Here is a 17,306-nt window from a genome sequence, read left to right as displayed (position 1 = left end):
CCACACCGCCTGAAACCCGAGCCCTGCCCCATGACCGATGACTTCACCGACACCCAGGCCAGCGTCCTGATCGGCACCGCCGAGAAGATGATCGAGATCTGGAATCGCCTCTCCCCCGAAAAACAAGCCGCCCTGCTGGCCCGTTTCGGCAGCGAAGAAAACGCCCTCGCCGCCCTGGTCACCACGCAACTGGTCGCCCCCGCCAAATCCTGATTCAACCTTCCGGCAAATAGTTTTACTTTTCCACGACCGCCCGCCCCTCGCGCCGCTATCATAAGCAGCCTATCTATCCTGCTGCCCCGTGGACTTTTACCCATGTCAGAAAACCAGCGCCCCCTGGCGGTCACGCTGCAAGTCGTCTCCATCGTCCTGTTCACCTTCATCGGTTACCTCAACATCGGCATTCCCCTGGCCGTATTGCCGGGCTACGTCCACAGCGACCTGGGCTTTGGCGCGGTGATCGCCGGGCTGGTGATCAGCGTGCAATACCTGGCCACCCTGCTCAGCCGGCCTTACGCCGGGCGCATTATCGACAACAAGGGCAGCAAACTGGCGGTGATGTATGGCCTCGCCGGTTGCGGTTTGAGCGGTGTGTTCATGCTGATTTCGGCCTGGACCCAAAGCCTGCCGATGCTGAGCCTGATCAGCCTGTTGATCGGCCGCCTGATCCTCGGCAGCGCGGAAAGCCTGGTGGGCTCCGGCTCGATCGGCTGGGGCATCGGCCGGGTCGGCGCGGCGAACACCGCCAAGGTCATCTCCTGGAACGGCATCGCCAGCTACGGCGCCATCGCCATCGGCGCTCCGTTTGGTGTGTGGCTGGTCGATAAATTGGGCTTGTGGAGCATGGGCGTGAGCATTGTGCTGCTGGCGGTGCTGGGCCTGGCGCTGGCTTGGCCGAAAACCGCTGCGCCGATTGTCGTCGGTGAGCGCCTGCCGTTCATGCACGTGCTGGGTCGGGTGCTGCCGCACGGCTGTGGTTTGGCGCTGGGCTCGATCGGTTTCGGCACCATTGCCACCTTCATCACCCTGTATTACGCCACGCAGCATTGGTCGAATGCGGTGCTTTGTCTGAGCCTGTTCGGTGCCAGTTTCATTGGCGCGCGCCTGCTGTTCGGCAACCTGATCAACCGCCTCGGCGGATTTCGCGTGGCGATTGCCTGCCTGTCGGTGGAAACACTGGGGTTGCTGCTGCTATGGCTGGCACCGGATGCAAATTGGGCGTTGGCCGGTGCGGCGCTGAGTGGTTTCGGCTTCTCGCTGGTATTCCCGGCGCTGGGCGTAGAAGCGGTCAACCTGGTGCCCGCCTCCAGTCGCGGCGCAGCGGTCGGCGCTTATTCGTTGTTCATCGATTTGTCACTGGGGATTACCGGGCCACTGGCCGGTGCGATTGCGGCGGGGTTTGGTTTTGCTTCGATCTTCCTGTTTGCCGCCCTCGCCGCGCTGAGCGGTTTGGCACTGAGCGTTTACCTGTACCGGCAAGCGCCAAAGTATCGCGAAGAAAGAGAGACCCGCTAGAAGTCGATCTTGCCGCGCCCGGCCTTGATGCTGCCGCGCTTGGTCTTCGATTCCAGCCGACGCTTCTTCGAGCCGAGGGTCGGCTTGGTCGGGCGGCGCTTCTTCTCTACTTTGGTGGCGCTGAGAATCAACTCCACCAACCGCTCCAGCGCATCGGCGCGATTGGCCTCCTGCGTGCGGTATTGCTGGGCCTTGATGATCAACACGCCTTCGCTGGTGATACGACTGTCGCGCAGCGCCAGCAACCGCTCCTTGTAGAACTCGGGCAAGGACGAGGCCGGGATGTCGAAGCGCAGGTGCATGGCGCTGGAGACCTTGTTGACGTTCTGCCCACCGGCGCCCTGGGCGCGAATAGCGGTCAATTCGATCTCGGCATCCGGCAGATGCACGTTGTTGGAAATCACCAGCATGGAAAAAAGCGTCCGTATACAGAACGTGCAGGATACCGCGAATGACCGGCTGGCTCCTTCACAAACAAAACGGCAAAACAACAAACCCCGCACATGACCTCCTGACAACTGGGTTCTACGCTAAAGGGTTCGGATCAAACTGATCAGGCCTTTTTACGGAGAACCCCATGCCTCGTCGCTTGCTTGCTGCTTTCTGCCTGCTGCTGTCCTTCAACGCGGCTCACGCCGCCGAACGCTGGGAAACATTGCCAGCCACCCCCACACCGATCACCAGCGCCAAAACCGGCCGTGCCGACGTCAACGGCATCAAGCTCTATTACTCGATCACCGGCCACGGTTCGCCCGTCGTGTTGCTTCACGGCGGCCTGGCCAACTCCGATTATTGGGGCTATCAGGTCAAGGCTCTCTCGGCCAAACATACTGTCATCACCCTCGACAGCCGTGGCCATGGCCGCAGTTCCCGTGATGCGCGCCCTTTTGGTTATGACCTGATGGCAGACGACGTCATCGCAGTGCTCGATAAACTGAAGATCGAGCGCGCCGACTTCGTGGGCTGGAGTGACGGCGCGATTCTTGGGCTTGATCTGGCGATGCGCTATCCACAGCGCGTGGGCAAGGTGTTCGCCTTCGCCGCCAACACCCAGACGTCGGGGGTAAAGGAAGGTGTCGAGAAGAACCCGACGTTCGCCGCCTACATCGAACGGGCCGGCAAGGAGTACGCGAAGCTGTCGCCCACGCCCAAAGAGTACGATGCGTTCGTCGAGCAAATCAGCCATATGTGGGCGAGCCAGCCCAACTGGACCACCGAAGACCTGGCGAAAATCAAAAGCCCGGTGTTGATCGTCAACGGCGACCATGACGAGGCCATCAAGCGCGAGCACACCGAATACATGGCCTCGACCATCCCCGGTGCCGGCCTGCTGATCCTGCCCAATGTCAGCCATTTCGCCTTTATCCAGGACCCGGCGTTTTTCAATGCTTCGGTGCAGAGCTTTCTCGACCAGAAATAATGCCTGACGCAGAAACGACAAACCCGGCACATGGCCGGGTTTGTTGTTGCTGCGCTCAGCGCCTACTTCACGCTTGAGCCTTCTGCATGCAGCGCCTGCTGGGCACTGCGCTTGTTCTTGATGCCGTAGCAGACCCACATGAACGCGACCCACACCGGAATCGCATACACCGAGATCTGGATCCCCGGGATCAGCAGCATCACGCACAAGATGAACGCCACGAACGCCAGACAGATGTAGTTCCCGTACGGGTACCACAGGGCCTTGAACAGCGGCGTCTGGTGGGTCTTGTTCATGTGTTGGCGGAACTTGAAGTGCGAGAAGCTGATCATCGCCCAGTTGATCACCAGGGTCGCCACCACCAGGGACATCAACAGTTCCAGGGCGTTTTGCGGGATCAGGTAGTTGAGCAACACCGCGATCAGCGTCACGGCCGCCGACGCCAGGATCGAACGCACCGGCACGCCGCGCTTGTCGATTTTCGCCAGTACCTTCGGTGCGTCGCCCTGCTCGGCCATGCCCAGCAGCATGCGGCTGTTGCAGTAGGTGCCGCTGTTGTACACCGACAATGCCGCCGTCAGGACCACGAAGTTGAGAATGTGTGCGGCGGTGTTGCTGCCGAGCATCGAGAACACCTGCACGAACGGGCTGCCGCTGTAGGAGTCGCCAGACGCGTTGAGGGTCGCCAGCAGGCTGTCCCATGGCGTCAGCGACAGCAGAATGACCAGAGCGCCGATGTAGAAAATCAGGATCCGGTAGATCACCTGGTTGATGGCTTTCGGGATCACGGTTTTCGGTTTGTCGGCTTCAGCTGCGGTGAAACCGAGCATTTCCAGGCCGCCGAAGGAGAACATGATGATCGCCATGGCCATCACCAGACCGCTGACGCCATTCGGGAAGAAACCACCGTGGGACCACAGGTTACTTACCGATGCCTGCGGACCGCCGTTGCCGCTGACCAGCAAATAGCTGCCCAGGGCAATCATGCCGACAATCGCCACGACCTTGATGATCGCAAACCAGAACTCGGCCTCGCCAAACACTTTGACGTTGGCCAGGTTGATCAGGTTGATCAATACGAAGAACCCGGCTGCCGAGACCCAGGTAGGGATGTCCGGCGCCCAGTAGTGGATGTACTTGCCGACCGCAGTCAGCTCCGACATGCCTACCAGGATGTACAGAATCCAGCAGTTCCAGCCCGACAGGAAACCGGCGAAACCGCCCCAATATTTGTGGGCAAAGTGGCTGAAGGAACCGGCCACCGGCTCTTCGACGATCATCTCGCCGAGCTGGCGCATGATCATGAAAGCGATGAAGCCGCAGATGGCGTAGCCGAGGATCATCGACGGGCCGGCGGATTTGAGCACCCCGGCCGAGCCAAGGAACAGCCCGGTACCGATCGCGCCACCGAGGGCGATCAGTTGGATGTGGCGATTTTTCAGGCCGCGTTTCAGCTCGCCTGAATGCGAGTTTTGTCCACTCATGAAAAGGGTCTCACGCAAGGTTTGATGATGTTCAGTAGACGTTGCTGCTCGGTTTCAATTTCAAGCAGCGCCGATCAAACCCCAGCGCAAGCACCAGGAGTTCAGCGTATTTACAACGGTCATGCGTCACCTGTTTGTTTTTATCTGTGACGAAATCGAACCCGACACGCTTGTGGCGCGGCGGAGTGAACAAGACGGGTAGCCTTGAAGTTTGCGCAGATGCGCAGGAGGTCACAGTTAAAACGCGGCGCATTGTACACCGCTAACCCCCTGCTGCCAGACCCGCTGGATCAGCGCGTCGGTTGCCGGGATTGCCTGTGTCCGCTCCGAGCGTCTCGGGCGGCTGCAAAAAAAGAGTCAGACCTTTGCAGGTCGTCGGCGCGGGCGATGAAAAAATCGACCCACGGGGAGAAATGGAGATCAGTCACGGCGTTCATTGCGCCTCCTTCTTGTTATGCACCTGCACGGCAGGCATGGGGCGCATCTCACCCTTCAAACGCCGCTGAAACAAGCGCGCCAGAGCCCTGCAAGAGCGTTGATAGGCTCAGAGTCGGAAGGTTTTCCTTACAGCTCCTGTGAAGGACTCCCCCGACGGGGTTTGGTCGCGGATTTCGTCAATATTTCTTTACAGGCTGTAACGTAAATTTGCCAAATCAGATCCAGCAGCAGGCTGACTGCAAATTGACGGTAGGAAGCTTCCTAAGGAAAAGGTCGAGTTAGTTTTTTGTTTTTTATTAAGAAGTTCGCGCTGAAAAAATGGAATAAATAGTTCAAACAAATCTTATTTAATTATTTTTTTGCATTTTAAAAACCGGTGAACTAGGTTTTCAGCGACTTGCCGAGCTGCATCGACCGACAAGTTGGAGTTGTATTCACCGATTGAAAACAACCCCGCTGTTCGTATTCAACAGTCATCAAAGTCATCTAGGAGATTCACAATGCAACTGGACAAAGACTTGGAAACTGAACTGCAACTGGACGATTGGTTTGAAGCGCCGACCCATGAAGCCGCCGTTGAAATGATGCAAGCCGACGCGGTTGTTCCGTTCGGCACGGCGATGTGGCCTCTGTAAGCCATCCCGGCAGGCACGATCCGGCCGGTCGTGTCTGCCACATCTCGGTTTGTCAGGGAGGACTACATGGATAAGCAACGGGCTATCTCGCATTTCCTTTACTACCTCGAACACCACCCGGCCCTTGTCGGCATCAACCCGGCAAAGGTCCTGCTCGGCCACACCGCTGATTACGAGGCACTGACCGGCGCCATCGCCGAACAGGCCGGTAACAGCCAACGGTTCAGCTTCAGCGCCATGCGCCTGGACCTTGAACCCACCGAATTGCTGACTCAGGCGATTATTGACAGCGATCTGTACATTTTCTTCTACGACTCTTCCACCCTGCCCAATCCACGTCCTGACGGCCCGGAGTTTGTCCGCGCGCTGCAAGGGGTGATGGCAGAAAACTGGAAGAAGTCGCTGCTATTCAAGGATTACGGCGATTACTTCTACGACACCTTCAGTGTCACTCCGCAGCGCATTGCCGGGTTGAACAGCCACTTGATCCAGCGCATGTCCCACGCCACCACCTTAAGTTTCAAAGATGATCACGGCTCATGGTTTGAAACACCGCTGAGCAGTATCAAGAAGTGGACGGACATCAACGGTGTCGGCAACTTTGACCTGGCACCCGGCGAGATAGCTACTCATAGCGAAGAGATTAATGGCCGAGTGAAGTTCATGGGAACGTTCCTCAGCACCATTCCGTTCGCTCGCAAATACGGAGTATTGGAATCACCGCTGGAACTGTGGATCGAGAACTCGACCATCAGCAAAATCGCCACGGACGTGCCGGGGCTGGAACATGATTTCAATAAGTACCTGGACGCCAATCCGTCGAATCGGCGGATTGAGGAACTGGGCATTGGCACCAACGAAGGCGTGAAGGACCTCTATGCGCGCAACGCCGGGTTCGAGGAACGCCATTGCGGCTTACACCTCGGGTTGGGCGGCGGGGCCAAGGGCAGTCATCACCTGGACCTGATCTTCTCCGGAGGCGTGTTGGCGCTGGATGATGAGCCGGTGTTTGATGGGCGGTTTGTCTTTTAAATGATCGTTCCCACGCTCTGCGTGGGAATGCAGCCTGGAACGCTCCGCGTCCCTTCCGAGGCGGACGCGGAGCGTCCATTGATGCATTCCCACGCAGAGCGTCACTAGTGTCCGGTAAACATGTTTCAAAGCTGAAGGTTGCCCTGGGCAGCCTTTAGTTTTTCTTGTTCCTGCCTTCGTCGGTCTTTGAATTCTTGGGTAGCGGGCCGTTCATGCAGGACATGTGCAATCCGCACCGTCAGCTCAAACAACGAGCCGGGAAACCCTGAGCGACGGTGAAAAAGGTGCAGTAACAAGTAGCTGATCAAAGCACTGTAAATCTGCAGGCGAACGGCATTTTCGGAGAAAGCATAGAACCGCTTGAGTTTCAGATGTTGCTTGATCCACTTGAAAAACAACTCGATCTTCCAGCGATTCTTGTACAAACCCGCGATTTCTTCAGCTGTTCTGGCAAAGTCGTTGGTCACCAGGATTAACGGTGTCACGTGCCCTTCGCGTTCAATCACGACACGTCTTACTGGTTCGTCTCGATAGTCATTCACACGTTTGCCACCCAGACGTTTTTTGCCGAACTGAACGACCTCATCACTCATGACCGGGCTTTGTTCGGCAACGGTTGAGTGCTCGTGCAGCACCTCGTAGTTGGCATTTTTCTTAAACCGAGTGACGAAATAAGCACCTTTGCTCTGCAACTGGTACCACCAGTTGTAATCGCAGTAACCTTTGTCAAAGACATAAGTCATGCCGGCCTGAATCGGCATATTCAGCGCATCGCTCATGTCGTTGACGTTGGCGGGGGTAATGTTCACGTACACCGGGGCCAACTGAGCCAGATCCAACCCTACGTGTACCTTGAGGCCTTGTGTGATGCGGGTTTTAGTTGCGGCAGTCCAGTCATCAAAGTGAGGTCCACGCAAGGTAATCGAAGTGGAATCAATCAGACTAACCATGGCGCCGACTTCCTTGCGCTGTTGACGGCCGACACCGCGCAACAGGTTCTCACAGAGGTCTTGGAACGGCCGGTAATCACGCTTGTTCAACGCATCTGACAGGGTCGAGCGGGCAATGGGGCCGGCTTGGAGATGGTAGCTATGCGCAGCCAGCGTTTCGGAGAAAGTCGCCAATGACCGCAGGCTTAAGGCTTGGGTTACATGGCCGCTGACCAGTGTTACCAGCAATTGCCAGGATGTGCAGCGTTTGACGTAGCGATCCGCCTGGTACTTTTCGGTGGATTGCTGGAAGGACGGGCGAGGGATCGCACTGAGCAGTTGGGCTAAACGGGTGCTGGAGAACATGAGTCAAAATCGAGTCTGAAAAATCCGATTATGACTGAAGTCCGCCAACAGCAAGGGGGAGCAAGCTCCCCCTTCAGTTTTTACCGGACACTAGTGACGCAGAGCGTGGGAACGATCAATCAAAGCCGAACGCAAAAAAAAACGCCAACCCGAAGGTTGGCGTTTTTTATGATGCGCTTACCGATTACTCCGGCTTGCGACGACCAAAGCCCGGACGCTGGCCGGAACCGGCTGGCGCGCCACGGCGTTTGCCCGATGGCGTGTCCTTGTCGACCAGGACGATGCCTGGACGTTTCTTCGCCGGAGCCTTGGCCGGACGCTTGGTATCGGCCGGACGGTCTGCCACTGGCGTACCGCGACTCGAATCACCACGAGCTTCACCACGAGGGGCACCGCGATCGCTACGACCACCGCTTGGTGCACCACGGCCTTCGCCGCGTTCGGTGCGGCCGTTGGCCGGACGTGGCGTACGTGGACCGCGCTCGCCGTCAGCGCGTGGCGCTGCGGGTTTGCGGGCTGGACGCTCGCCTTCGATATGCGGTTCGCGGGTATCACGCGGTGTAGCAGCGGTCTGGTTACCGATGGCTGGACGCAACGAACGCACGCGCTCGGTCTTGCCCATCGGACGCGACGATTTACGCTGCATACGGTCGAGCTTGTCTTTGCTCTTGGCGTTCATCTGCGGCATGGCCACAGGCGTCAGGCCCACTTCAGCACTCAGAATGTCGACTTCGTACTGGCTCATTTCGCGCCAGCGACCCATCGGCAGGTCGGAGTTGAGGAACACCGGGCCGAAACGTACGCGCTTCAGGCGGCTGACCACCAGGCCCTGGGATTCCCACAGACGACGGACTTCGCGGTTGCGACCTTCCATCACCACGCAGTGATACCAGTGGTTGAAACCTTCGCCACCCGGGGCTTGCTTGATGTCGGTGAACTTGGCCGGGCCGTCTTCGAGGACAACACCTGCTTTCAAGCGCTCGATCATCTCGTCATCGACTTCGCCACGCACACGTACCGCGTATTCACGGTCCATTTCGTAGGAAGGGTGCATCAGGCGGTTGGCCAGTTCACCGTCGGTGGTGAACATCAGCAAACCAGTGGTGTTGATGTCCAGACGGCCGATGTTGATCCAGCGACCTTCTTTCGGTTTTGGCATCTTGTCGAATACGGTCGGACGGCCTTCCGGGTCAAGGCGGGTGCAGATTTCACCGTCGGGCTTGTTGTACATGATCACGCGGCGTACCGACTCGGCGGCTTCTTCGCGCTTGATCACGCGGCCATCAATGGTGATGGCGTCGTGCATGTCGACGCGCTGGCCAAGGGTGGCGTCTTTGCCGTTGACCTTGATGCGGCCGTGGCTGATCCAGGCTTCTACGTCACGGCGCGAGCCGACGCCGATACGGGCGAGGACTTTCTGCAGTTTTTCGCCTGCTGGGCCGATTTCGGCGTCGTCTTTCTGGTCGTTGATACTCATCTGGGCACCTCCCGGTGTGGTCTGTTCAGGACGCTCTGAAGTGAGGGACCTGAAGCGTTGAAAGCTGGGTCTCGGACGAAGGGATCGCCGGAGGGTCGCGAATCATACGCTCATGCAAGCGTTCGCGCATCAGAGACTAGCTGATGAATGCAGACTTACTTGCCTTTCCGCCGACCGGTGGCGCCTAGCTTGATCAAACGCAGCGCCGCTTCGGCGAGCACCGTGCGCTTGTCGGACTTATCGAGTTTCTTCCAGGCCTTGATTTCGCGCTTGCTGCGGCCGCAACCCACGCAGATGTCATCAGTGAATTTGCAGACGCTGATGCAGGGGTCTTTGGTTGAGCTCATTTTTTTGACTCCGCTCGTTCCCACGCTCCGCGTGGGAATGCATCCCGTGAAGCTTTGCGTCACAGCGGACGCAGAGCGTCCGTGGCGGCATTCCCACGCGGAGCGTGGGAACGATCAGTGGAAGGTTAATCGTCTTCGAATTCTCGACGTTCGGCTTCGATCGCTTCGGCGAGGGCACGGGCTTCGGCTTCTTCGTCGCTCAGCTCTGGTTCGGGTTTGTGTTGTTCCAGAGCGGCGACGGCGGCCAGGAGTTTTTCGCGGGCTTCGGCAACGCCGAGCACGTCGTCTTCCTGTTCGTCTTCCGGCTCTTCTTCGATTGTGGCTTCAGGCTCGATTTGAAGTTCAACTTCAATTTCCGGCTCTGGCTCAGGCTGTTCCAACACTTCTTCAGTCTCAGTCACCGCCCCATCCCGCAACAAGTCATCAAAGTCGGTCTTGATCCCCTCCTCCATGGTGTCCAGTTCCAGCAACAGCGTATGGAAACTGGTTTCTTCCTTGGGCTCTTCCGGCTCGGCACTGGCATCCGCCAGTTCCTGCAACCCGGCTGGCACCGGTGCGTCGTCGAAATCGAGTATCGGATCAGGCTCCATCTCGCGCAGTTCAGCGAGCGGTGGCAGGTCGTCGAGGTTTTTCAGGTTGAAGTGATCGAGAAACACCTTAGTGGTGGCGAACATCGCCGGTTTGCCTGGCACATCGCGGTAACCGACGATACGAATCCACTCGCGCTCCAGCAACGTTTTGACGATGTGGCTGTTGACCGCAACGCCCCGCACATCTTCGATCTCGCCCCGGGTGATCGGCTGGCGATAGGCGATCAGCGCCATGGTTTCGAGCATGGCGCGGGAATAACGCTGCGGGCGCTCTTCCCACAACCGGCCGACCCAGGGCGAAAACTTCTCGCGAATCTGCAGGCGATAACCGGACGCGACTTCCTTCAATTCAAAGGCACGGCCGTCGCAAGACTTGGCCAGAATCGTCAGGGCTTTCTTGAAGACCGGCGGTTCGGGCCGCTCGCCCTCTTCGAAGAGTTCGAACAGGCGTTCAAGCGATTGCGGTTTTCCCGAGGCCAACAGAAAGGCTTCAAGCAGTGGCGCCAGCTCGCGGGGTTCAGTCAGGTTCATGATTCAACTCGTTATTCGGCTCGGGCCCGCACGTGGATCGGCGCGTACGGCTCATTCTGTACCAGCTCGACCAAGGATTCCTTGACCAGTTCGAGGATCGCCATAAAGGTCACCACCACCCCCAGCCTTCCTTCTTCTGCGGTAAACAGCTCGACAAACGGCACGAAACCGCCGCCCTTGAGCCGTTCCAGCACGTCGCTCATCCGCTCGCGGGTGGACAACGCCTCGCGGCTGACCTGGTGACTTTCGAACATGTCGCCCCGGCGCAGGACCTCGGCCATGGACATCAGCAACTCTTCCAGGCTCACGTCCGGCACCAACTTGCGCGCCCTCGCTTCCGGGGCATCGAGCTTGGGCACCACTACGTCGCGACCGACCCGGCTCAGGCCATCGATGCCTTCGGCGGCTGCCTTGAATCGCTCGTATTCCTGCAAGCGGCGGATCAGCTCGGCCCGGGGATCGTCTTCCTCAGCTTCGATGGATTCGGCGCGCGGCAGCAGCATCCGCGATTTGATCTCAGCCAGCATCGCCGCCATCACCAGGTACTCGGCGGCGAGTTCCAGGCGCACCGACTGCATCAACTCGACATAACCCATGTATTGCCGGGTAATTTCCGCCACCGGGATATCGAGGATGTTGATGTTCTGTTTGCGGATCAGGTACAGCAGCAAATCGAGCGGGCCTTCGAAGGCTTCGAGAAAGACTTCGAGGGCATCCGGCGGGATGTACAGGTCCAGCGGCATTTCCATGACCGCCTGGCCATAGACCATGGCGAAGGGCAGCTCTTGCTGGGCTCCGGCCTGACTGTCGACGGGTTCTACTGCAGACATCTACGCCTCGGCCATGAACGGCGCAGGGTCGCCGCAACCGACGCGGATCACTTCGGGTTCGCCGTCGGCGAGGTTGATCACCGTGGACGCCTTGATCCCGCCAAAACCGCCATCGATGATCAGGTCCACCTGGTGCTCCAGCAACTGGCGCATTTCATGGGGATCGCTCAGCGGGTCAGTGTCGCCAGGCATGATCAGGGTCACGCTCATCAATGGCTCGCCCAACTCGGCCAGCAACGCCAGGGCGATCGGATGGCTCGGCACCCGCAGACCGATGGTGCGCTTCTTGGCGTGTAGCAACAGGCGCGGCACTTCGCGGGTGGCGTTGAGGATAAACGTATAAGGCCCAGGTAAATGGGCCTTGAGGATACGGAAGGTGCCGGTGTCGATCTTGGCAAAGATGCCCAATTGCGACAGGTCGCTGCAAATCAGCGCGAAGTTGTGCTTGTCATCCAGCTGGCGCAAGCGGCGCACACGTTCCACAGCGTTCTTGTCGCCGATCTGGCAACCAATGGCGTAGGACGAGTCTGTGGGATAAATCACCACCCCGCCTTTGCGGATGATCTCGACAGCCTGTTTGATCAGGCGCGCTTGCGGGTTTTCCGGATGAATCTGGAAAAATTGACTCACATTCTCTACCTGTTCAGACGGCGGCAATAATTGGGTCATGTTTGAATCGACACCATAACGGTGGCAGATCCTCCGGAACCGGGCGGTATTCACCGATTTCCGACCAGCCTCCAGGGCCATGAAAATCACTGCCGGCGCTGACCAGCAGACCGAACTCGCGGGCAAGAATGGCCAGGCTGCCCACCTGTTCGGCGGGCTGATGGCCGTTGACCACTTCGATAGCGTGGCCCCCTGCTTGAATATAGTCGGCAATCAGCCGGCGACGCTTGCTGCGAGTGAAATCGTAATGCCACGGGTGCGCCAGGCTGACCCAGGCACCGGCGGCGCGCAGGGTTGCGACGGTGTCTTCCAGAGTCGGCCAGTGTTGCTTGACGTCCCCCAGCTTGCCGGCGCCGAGCCATTTGCGGAACGCTTCGGCGCGATCCTTGACGTAGCCTTCGCGCACCATCCAGTCGGCAAAATGCGGGCGGGCCGGCGCGTTGCCGCTGTCGCCCAGCGCCTGCTGCATCGCCCGGGCACCTTCCATCGCACCGGGCATGCCCTTGAGCGCCAATTTGCGGCTTATTTCTTCGGACCGTAGCCAGCGGCCATCGTGCAACTTGGCAATCGCCTCGACCAACGGTACGGCATTCACGTCAAAGCCGTAGCCCAGCACGTGAATGGTCGCGCCGCCCCAGGTGCAGGACAATTCGACGCCGTTGACCAGTTGCATCCCCAACGCCGTCGCGGCGCTGCGGGCCTCGTCGAGGCCTTCCAGGGTGTCGTGATCGGTCAAGGCCAGGACTCGCACGCCTTTCTCGAACGCACGCGCAACCAGTACCGCAGGCGCCAGGGCGCCATCGGAGGCCGTGCTATGGCAGTGCAAATCAACATTCACAGGGCTTTGTAACCTCAAATCAGCTGGCGCTATCGCGCGCCAATATGTTTGTTATTATGCCGACACATCCTGCTTCTGGCTGCCACTGTGAAACAATTCATCGACTTCATCCCGCTTCTGCTGTTTTTCATCGTCTTCAAAATCGATCCACGGGTCGTCGACATTGCCGGTCATGAGGTTACTGTAGGCGGTATTTACAGTGCCACGGCGATGCTGATCATCAGTTCCCTGGTGGTGTACGGCACGCTCTTCATCAAACAGCGCAAGCTGGAAAAGAGCCAGTGGCTGACCCTGATCGCCTGCCTGGTCTTCGGTAGCCTGACCTTGGCCTTCCACAGCGAAACCTTCCTGAAATGGAAAGCCCCGGTGGTCAACTGGCTGTTCGCCCTGGCGTTCATCGGCAGCCACTTCATCGGCGACCAACTGCTGATCAAACGCATCATGGGCCACGCGCTGACCCTGCCGGATGCAGTCTGGACTCGCCTGAACATCGCCTGGATCGGGTTTTTCCTGTTCTGCGGCGCCGCCAACCTGTTCGTCGCGTTCACTTTCCAGAACTACTGGGTCGACTTCAAGGTGTTCGGCAGCCTGGGCATGACCCTGCTGTTCCTGGTCGCGCAGGGCATCTACCTGTCCCGCCACCTGCATGACGCTGACACTACAACGCCAAAAACCGAGGACTGACATGCTCTACGCCATTGTTGCCACAGACGTCGCCAACTCCCTGGAAGCCCGCCTGGCCAACCGGCCTGCGCACCTTGAGCGCCTGCAACAGCTCAAGAGCGAAGGTCGCATCGTGCTGGCCGGCCCGAACCCTGCCGTGGACAGCAATGACCCGGGTGCCGCAGGTTTCACCGGCAGCCTGATCGTCGCCGAATTTGAATCTTTGGCCGCCGCACAGACCTGGGCCGAAGCCGATCCATTTGTCGCTGCAGGCGTCTACGCCAACGTTTCCGTCAAACCGTTCAAGCAAGTACTGCCGTAAATCCCCCTCACGCGATGAACCTTATCGGTTCATCGCGCTCTCAATCGCTCATTATTCTCGTTTGCCTGCCGACAACTTGCCCAATAACTCGATTGGAATCAGGAGTCGTGATGCGCAAGGGTCCGTTGTGTCTGATGTTGGTGACGTTGTCGATCGTGGCTCCCGTGCACGGTGAAGAAGCCGCTGGCGGCAATTCCACGCCGTTGTCGTTGAGCGCCGGCAGCCAGATCGCCGAGTTGCAGCAACGCTTGAAAGTCAGCGAGCAGCAGCGAGAAGAACTGAACAAACAACTGCAAAGTGCCGATGCCGAACGCGAAAGCGCCCAGCTGAGCCGGTTGCGCCAAGAGAACCAGCGTCTGAAGCTGCAACTCAAGGAAGCCCTGGCTAGCAGCCCCCTGCCACGCTTGCTGACCGATCAGCAGCAATGGTTCGTCACCGGTGGCGGAGTAGCGCTATTGGCCCTGCTCTGCGGTATCTTTGCCAGTGGAGCAAGTCGAAAACGTCGGCAATGGCTAAATTGAGTGAGTCATGAGCGAGCTGTTATTAATTGATGATGACCAGGAGCTGTGCGAGCTCCTGAGCAGTTGGTTGAGCCAGGAAGGTTTTGTGGTCCGTGCCTGTCACGATGGCCAGAGTGCCCGCCGTGCGCTGGCCGAAACCTCCCCGGCCGCCGTGGTGCTGGACGTGATGCTGCCCGACGGCAGTGGCCTGGAGCTTCTCAAGCAATTGCGCAGCGACCATCCTGACTTGCCAGTGCTGATGCTCTCGGCCCGCGGCGAGCCGCTGGACCGCATCCTCGGCCTGGAACTCGGCGCCGACGATTACCTGGCCAAGCCGTGCGACCCACGAGAATTGACAGCCCGGTTGCGCGCGGTATTGCGCCGCAGTCATCCGGCCGCGGTGTCCAGCCAGCTCGAACTGGGCGACTTGTGTTTCAGCCCGGTGCGCGGCGTGGTCAGCATCGATGAACAGGAGTTCACCCTCACCGTCTCCGAAAGCCGCTTGCTTGAAGCATTGATCAAACAACCCGGCGAACCGCTGGATAAACAGGAACTGGCGCAGATCGCCCTCGGCCGCAAGCTGACCCTGTATGACCGCAGCCTGGACATGCACGTCAGCAACCTGCGCAAGAAGATCGGCCCGCACCCCGATGGGCGCCCGCGCATCGTGGCCCTGCGTAGCCGCGGCTATTACTACAGCCTCTAATTTCGACGCTATCTCTGTAGCAGCCTGTAAGTTTTGTCAGGTCAGCGAGAAATCGTCTTTACCCAAGCTTTACGCTCCGCTGACCGCCGCTGACCTTGATCTCCGTAATCTGAACTCATCCGGAACGTACCGGGAACGAGACAAGGAGATTCACCATGCGCAAGACTCTTATCGCTCTGATGTTCGCTGCCGCCCTGCCGACCGTTGCCATGGCCATGCCTGAAGGTGCCGGCCCGATGGACGGTTCGCGCCACGGCGGTCAGATGCACGGCATGCACGGTAAAGGCCCGTACAGCCAACTGGACCTGAGCCGCGAACAGCGTGAGCAGATCCGCAAAATCATGGGCGAGCAGATGCATGATCGCAAACAACTGGTCGACAAGTACCTGGAGAAGCTCTCCCCAGCCGATCAGAAAGCCATGAAAGACGAAATGGCCGCCAAGCATCAGAAAGCCGAAGCCGATGTCCGCGCCGTGTTGAAACCGGATCAACAGAAGAAATTCGACGAGATCCAGAAGAAACAAGCCGAGCGCCGCGCCGAGTGGGCCGAGTTCAAGGCCTGGAAAGCGCAACAGCCGCAAAAAGCGCAATAATGTTCTAGTGTTTCGATCCAGCCCAACGGTTTATCGCCGTTGGGCTTTCTTTGTTTGAGGATTTCCTGTGCGCTCATTGTTCTGGCGTATTCTGGCCAGCTTCTGGCTGGCCATCGCTCTGGTGGCAGGGCTTTCCATTCTGCTGGGGCACATGCTCAACCAGGACGCGTGGATTCTCAGCCGCCATCCGGGCCTCAACACCTTGGCCGAAGAGTGGACGCAAACCTACGAAGCCCAGGGCGAAGATGCCGCCCAGGACATCCTCGAACAGCGCAAACGCCAGTATCACATCGACGTCCAGGTGCTCAACGAGAGTGGCGACCCGGTGGTGCGCGGCACCTTCCCGCGTCGGGCAGCGGCTTTCGAGGCGCGACAGAATGACGATGATCGCCGCCTGCCGTGGCGGCGCCTGACCGCCGAGTACACCAGTGAAAAAACCGGCAACACCTACCTGCTGATCTACCGCATCCCGCACCCGGAACTGGACTCGTGGCACCGCGAAAGCCTGCTCTGGCCGTTGAGTGCGCTGGGGATTGCACTGGTGGTGCTGACTTTGTTCAGTCTGCTGGTAACGCTCTCGATCACCCGCCCACTCAGCCGTTTACGCGGCGCGGTGCATGATCTGGGGCAAACCACCTATCAGCAAAACAGTCTGGTGAAACTGGCCAACCGTCGCGATGAGTTCGGCGTGCTGGCCAACGATTTCAACCGCATGGGTGCGCGCCTGCAAAGCCTGATCGGTAGCCAGCGGCAACTGCTGCGGGACGTGTCCCACGAACTGCGCTCACCCCTTGCCCGGTTGCGGATTGCGCTGGCATTGGCCGAGCGGGCCAACCCCGAAGAACGGGAAAAACTCTGGCCGCGCCTGACCCGTGAATGCGACCGACTGGAAGCGCTGATCAGCGAAATTCTGGTATTGGCCCGGGTCGATGCCGATAACGCCAGCGCCGAAGAGGTCGATCTCAACGCCTTGCTTCATACCCTGCAAAAGGATGCACAACTGGGCTTCCCGGAACAGACCGTGCGCCTGGAAGCCGAGCCGCAGTTGAACCTCAAAGGCTGGCCGACCATGATCGAGCGCGCCGTGGACAATCTGCTGCGCAATGCCCAGCGCTTTAACCCGGTGGGCCAGCCGATTGAAATGCAGGCCTCACGCCAGGGCGAGCGGATGGTGGTGAGCGTGCGTGACCATGGGCCGGGGGTCGGGGCCGAACACTTGAACCTGCTGGGCGAACCGTTCTACCGCGCGCCGGGACAGACCGCCGCCGGGCATGGCCTGGGGCTGGCCATCGCACGCCGTGCCGCAGAGCGTCATGGCGGCAGTCTGGTGCTGGCCAATCACCCCGAAGGCGGGTTTATCGCCAGCCTGGAATTGCCGTTGGTGCCGGGAGTGCCTGCTTAGAGATCGTTCCCACGCTCCG

The 17,306-nt window shown here is 59.1% G+C and carries 20 protein-coding genes; 11 read left to right on the top strand and 9 right to left on the bottom strand.

Annotated elements, in window-relative coordinates; genetic code table 11:
• The first annotated feature begins 30 nt into the window (after positions 1-30).
• Together ACA071_RS07920 and ACA071_RS07915 are read left to right on the top strand one after the other, a co-directional pair.
• Positions 31-213 (top strand): hypothetical protein, encoded by a 183-nt coding sequence (locus tag ACA071_RS07920; protein ID WP_497645281.1) that lies wholly within the window; start codon positions 31-33, stop codon positions 211-213.
• Between the two features lie 102 nt (positions 214-315).
• Positions 316-1,515, top strand: coding sequence for an MFS transporter (locus ACA071_RS07915; protein ID WP_497643845.1), 1,200 nt, complete (start codon positions 316-318; stop codon positions 1,513-1,515).
• Here the strand turns inward: ACA071_RS07915 and arfB are convergent.
• Entirely contained in the window at positions 1,512-1,925 is a 414-nt protein-coding gene (gene arfB, locus ACA071_RS07910; protein ID WP_123409224.1) for an alternative ribosome rescue aminoacyl-tRNA hydrolase ArfB, read from the bottom strand. The genes ACA071_RS07915 and arfB overlap by 4 nt on opposite strands.
• A 167-nt stretch (positions 1,926-2,092) precedes the next feature.
• Here arfB and ACA071_RS07905 point away from each other — a divergent pair, with 167 nt between their 5' ends.
• Positions 2,093-2,935 (top strand): alpha/beta fold hydrolase, encoded by an 843-nt coding sequence (locus ACA071_RS07905; protein ID WP_497643844.1) that lies wholly within the window; start codon positions 2,093-2,095, stop codon positions 2,933-2,935.
• A 62-nt stretch (positions 2,936-2,997) separates the two neighbouring features.
• On the opposite strand, the gene ACA071_RS07900 is transcribed toward ACA071_RS07905, so the two are convergent.
• The gene (locus tag ACA071_RS07900) at positions 2,998-4,419 is read right to left on the bottom strand and encodes an amino acid permease (protein ID WP_497643843.1); all 1,422 of its coding nucleotides are present in this window, start codon (positions 4,417-4,419) and stop codon (positions 2,998-3,000) included.
• Between the two features lie 938 nt (positions 4,420-5,357).
• On the opposite strand from ACA071_RS07900, the gene ACA071_RS07895 reads away from it, so the two are divergent.
• Both ACA071_RS07895 and ACA071_RS07890 read left to right on the top strand, forming a co-directional pair.
• Positions 5,358-5,492 (top strand): hypothetical protein, encoded by a 135-nt coding sequence (locus ACA071_RS07895; protein ID WP_054049237.1) that lies wholly within the window; start codon positions 5,358-5,360, stop codon positions 5,490-5,492.
• A gap of 66 nt (positions 5,493-5,558) precedes the next feature.
• Positions 5,559-6,524 (top strand): M29 family metallopeptidase, encoded by a 966-nt coding sequence (locus ACA071_RS07890; RefSeq protein ID WP_497643842.1) that lies wholly within the window; start codon positions 5,559-5,561, stop codon positions 6,522-6,524.
• A gap of 125 nt (positions 6,525-6,649) precedes the next feature.
• On the opposite strand, the gene ACA071_RS07885 is transcribed toward ACA071_RS07890, so the two are convergent.
• The 7 genes from ACA071_RS07885 to ACA071_RS07855 form a co-directional block, all read right to left on the bottom strand.
• Positions 6,650-7,819: an IS4 family transposase gene (locus ACA071_RS07885; RefSeq protein WP_497641581.1), complete on the bottom strand. Its 1,170-nt coding sequence runs from the start codon at positions 7,817-7,819 to the stop codon at positions 6,650-6,652.
• Positions 7,820-8,003: 184 nt separating this feature from the next.
• A complete protein-coding gene (gene rluB / locus ACA071_RS07880; RefSeq protein WP_149657061.1) occupies positions 8,004-9,296 on the bottom strand; it encodes a 23S rRNA pseudouridine(2605) synthase RluB in 1,293 nt (430 codons plus the stop codon).
• A gap of 155 nt (positions 9,297-9,451) precedes the next feature.
• Positions 9,452-9,643 carry a DUF1289 domain-containing protein gene (locus ACA071_RS07875; RefSeq protein WP_497643841.1) on the bottom strand — a complete coding sequence of 64 codons (192 nt, stop codon included), beginning with the start codon at positions 9,641-9,643 and terminating at the stop codon, positions 9,452-9,454.
• 125 nt (positions 9,644-9,768) lie between these two features.
• A complete protein-coding gene (gene scpB / locus ACA071_RS07870; RefSeq protein WP_497643840.1) occupies positions 9,769-10,764 on the bottom strand; it encodes an SMC-Scp complex subunit ScpB in 996 nt (331 codons plus the stop codon).
• 11 nt (positions 10,765-10,775) lie between these two features.
• Entirely contained in the window at positions 10,776-11,594 is an 819-nt protein-coding gene (locus ACA071_RS07865) for a segregation and condensation protein A (RefSeq protein WP_497643839.1), read from the bottom strand.
• Entirely contained in the window at positions 11,595-12,224 is a 630-nt protein-coding gene (locus ACA071_RS07860) for an L-threonylcarbamoyladenylate synthase (protein ID WP_169371067.1), read from the bottom strand.
• A gap of 13 nt (positions 12,225-12,237) precedes the next feature.
• Positions 12,238-13,101, bottom strand: coding sequence for a PHP domain-containing protein (locus tag ACA071_RS07855; protein ID WP_497643838.1), 864 nt, complete (start codon positions 13,099-13,101; stop codon positions 12,238-12,240).
• 87 nt (positions 13,102-13,188) lie between these two features.
• On the opposite strand from ACA071_RS07855, the gene ACA071_RS07850 reads away from it, so the two are divergent.
• The 6 genes from ACA071_RS07850 to ACA071_RS07825 all read left to right on the top strand — a co-directional run bounded on the left by ACA071_RS07850 (position 13,189) and on the right by ACA071_RS07825 (position 17,287).
• Entirely contained in the window at positions 13,189-13,785 is a 597-nt protein-coding gene (locus tag ACA071_RS07850) for a septation protein A (RefSeq protein WP_123509093.1), read from the top strand.
• Between the two features lies 1 nt (position 13,786).
• Positions 13,787-14,086, top strand: a complete 300-nt coding sequence (locus tag ACA071_RS07845) for a YciI family protein (RefSeq protein WP_123509092.1) — start codon at positions 13,787-13,789, stop codon at positions 14,084-14,086.
• Positions 14,087-14,196: 110 nt separating this feature from the next.
• On the top strand, positions 14,197-14,607 hold the full coding sequence (locus ACA071_RS07840) for an SH3 domain-containing protein (protein WP_497643837.1): 411 nt from the start codon (positions 14,197-14,199) through the stop codon (positions 14,605-14,607).
• A gap of 7 nt (positions 14,608-14,614) precedes the next feature.
• Complete coding sequence (locus tag ACA071_RS07835; protein ID WP_123509090.1) at positions 14,615-15,292, top strand: response regulator transcription factor; 678 nt, start codon at positions 14,615-14,617, stop codon at positions 15,290-15,292.
• A gap of 155 nt (positions 15,293-15,447) precedes the next feature.
• Positions 15,448-15,885 carry a Spy/CpxP family protein refolding chaperone gene (locus ACA071_RS07830; RefSeq protein WP_497643836.1) on the top strand — a complete coding sequence of 146 codons (438 nt, stop codon included), beginning with the start codon at positions 15,448-15,450 and terminating at the stop codon, positions 15,883-15,885.
• Between the two features lie 67 nt (positions 15,886-15,952).
• Positions 15,953-17,287 (top strand): sensor histidine kinase, encoded by a 1,335-nt coding sequence (locus ACA071_RS07825; RefSeq protein ID WP_497643835.1) that lies wholly within the window; start codon positions 15,953-15,955, stop codon positions 17,285-17,287.
• The last annotated feature ends 19 nt before the right edge of the window (positions 17,288-17,306 follow it).

It is taken from the genome of Pseudomonas sp. LBUM1646, from assembly GCF_059716165.1.
Note: the sequence above shows the minus strand (reverse complement) of the source record. Positions and strands in the feature narration are given on the sequence as shown.

Excerpts from the sequence above, each read along its gene's own strand:
- ACA071_RS07865 (WP_497643839.1), bottom strand. The coding sequence starts at position 11,594 with ATGTCTGCAGTAGAACCCGTCGACAGTCAGGCCGGAGCCCAGCAAGAG.
- ACA071_RS07890 (WP_497643842.1), top strand. The coding sequence starts at position 5,559 with ATGGATAAGCAACGGGCTATCTCGCATTTCCTTTACTACCTCGAACAC.
- ACA071_RS07915 (WP_497643845.1), top strand. The coding sequence starts at position 316 with ATGTCAGAAAACCAGCGCCCCCTGGCGGTCACGCTGCAAGTCGTCTCC.
- ACA071_RS07920 (WP_497645281.1), top strand. The coding sequence starts at position 31 with ATGACCGATGACTTCACCGACACCCAGGCCAGCGTCCTGATCGGCACC.
- ACA071_RS07840 (WP_497643837.1), top strand. The coding sequence starts at position 14,197 with ATGCGCAAGGGTCCGTTGTGTCTGATGTTGGTGACGTTGTCGATCGTG.
- scpB (WP_497643840.1), bottom strand. The coding sequence starts at position 10,764 with ATGAACCTGACTGAACCCCGCGAGCTGGCGCCACTGCTTGAAGCCTTT.
- ACA071_RS07875 (WP_497643841.1), bottom strand. The coding sequence starts at position 9,643 with ATGAGCTCAACCAAAGACCCCTGCATCAGCGTCTGCAAATTCACTGAT.
- ACA071_RS07895 (WP_054049237.1), top strand. The coding sequence starts at position 5,358 with ATGCAACTGGACAAAGACTTGGAAACTGAACTGCAACTGGACGATTGG.
- ACA071_RS07845 (WP_123509092.1), top strand. The coding sequence starts at position 13,787 with ATGCTCTACGCCATTGTTGCCACAGACGTCGCCAACTCCCTGGAAGCC.
- ACA071_RS07885 (WP_497641581.1), bottom strand. The coding sequence starts at position 7,819 with ATGTTCTCCAGCACCCGTTTAGCCCAACTGCTCAGTGCGATCCCTCGC.
- ACA071_RS07905 (WP_497643844.1), top strand. The coding sequence starts at position 2,093 with ATGCCTCGTCGCTTGCTTGCTGCTTTCTGCCTGCTGCTGTCCTTCAAC.
- rluB (WP_149657061.1), bottom strand. The coding sequence starts at position 9,296 with ATGAGTATCAACGACCAGAAAGACGACGCCGAAATCGGCCCAGCAGGC.
- ACA071_RS07835 (WP_123509090.1), top strand. The coding sequence starts at position 14,615 with ATGAGCGAGCTGTTATTAATTGATGATGACCAGGAGCTGTGCGAGCTC.
- arfB (WP_123409224.1), bottom strand. The coding sequence starts at position 1,925 with ATGCTGGTGATTTCCAACAACGTGCATCTGCCGGATGCCGAGATCGAA.
- ACA071_RS07900 (WP_497643843.1), bottom strand. The coding sequence starts at position 4,419 with ATGAGTGGACAAAACTCGCATTCAGGCGAGCTGAAACGCGGCCTGAAA.
- ACA071_RS07830 (WP_497643836.1), top strand. The coding sequence starts at position 15,448 with ATGCGCAAGACTCTTATCGCTCTGATGTTCGCTGCCGCCCTGCCGACC.